The organism is Streptomyces anandii JCM 4720 (genome assembly GCF_014650655.1).
In the GTDB taxonomy this organism is placed as follows: domain Bacteria; phylum Actinomycetota; class Actinomycetes; order Streptomycetales; family Streptomycetaceae; genus Streptomyces; species Streptomyces anandii.
Window position 1 is genome coordinate 58,419 of the sequence record NZ_BMVJ01000001.1, and the last position, 688, is coordinate 59,106.

Genomic DNA, 688 nt, shown 5'->3' on the forward strand with positions numbered 1-688 from the left:
GGTGACCCTCTGACGAGCCCCCGGACCGTTGGAGAGACCGTGACCCTGGCCGCGTCCACGCACCACCTCGACACCGGCGACACCGCCTGGCTGCTCGCCGCCACCGCGCTGGTCCTGCTGATGACCCCCGGCCTGGCCCTCTTCTACGGCGGCATGGTCCGTACGAAGAGCGTCCTCAACATGCTGATGATGAGCTTCGTCTCCATCGCCCTGGTCACCGTCGTCTGGCTGGCGTGCGGCTACTCCCTCGCCTTCGGCGGCGACGTCGCCGACGGCCTCATCGGCGGCCTGGACCACGCGGGCATGGCGGGCGTCGGCCCGGACAGCCTGCACGGCACCGTGCCCACCGCCCTGTTCGCCACCTTCCAGCTCACCTTCGCCGTCATCACCGCCGCCCTGATCAGCGGCGCCGTCGCGGACCGCGCGAAGTTCGGCGGGTGGCTGGTGTTCGTGCCCGTGTGGGCGCTGCTCGTATACGTCCCGGTCGCCCACTGGGTGTGGGGCCCGGGCGGCTGGATCGCGCACGACCTCGGCGCCCTCGACTTCGCCGGCGGCCTCCCCGTGGAGATCACCTCCGGCGCCTCCGGTCTCGCGCTCTGCCTGGTCCTCGGCCCCCGGCTGGGCTTCAAGAAGGACGCCATGCGCCCGCACAACCTGCCCATGGTGATGCTCGGCGCCGGCCTGCTCT

The 688-nt window shown here is 71.9% G+C and carries 1 protein-coding gene; it reads left to right on the top strand.

Translation table 11 applies throughout. From position 1 onward, the window contains the following. Window positions 1-39: 39 nt before the first annotated feature. Window positions 40-688, top strand: a 649-nt coding sequence (locus IE249_RS35660; RefSeq protein ID WP_373304312.1) for an ammonium transporter, incomplete at its 3' end; no start/stop codon positions are given.